Here is a 277-nt window from a genome sequence, read left to right on the forward strand (position 1 = left end):
TTTTCCAGGTTCATTTCTCCATCCATTTAAATATGTATCATATAAATATTCAATCTTTTTATTTACCCATCTTAAATGATATATANCATTTAGTTACATAATCTATCTTTTTATTATATACACTTTCAGGTAATTATTTTATGTTTATATGATACTGCATCTACAAATCCAGNNAATTCAAATAATATTTTTGTTAATGATAGTTTATTTGGAGAGATACTTTTTATTTCTCCAGGAATATCATAATATTTTTCTACTAAATTATAATCAAATGAAT

It is taken from the genome of Candidatus Nanopusillus massiliensis, from assembly GCF_920984865.1.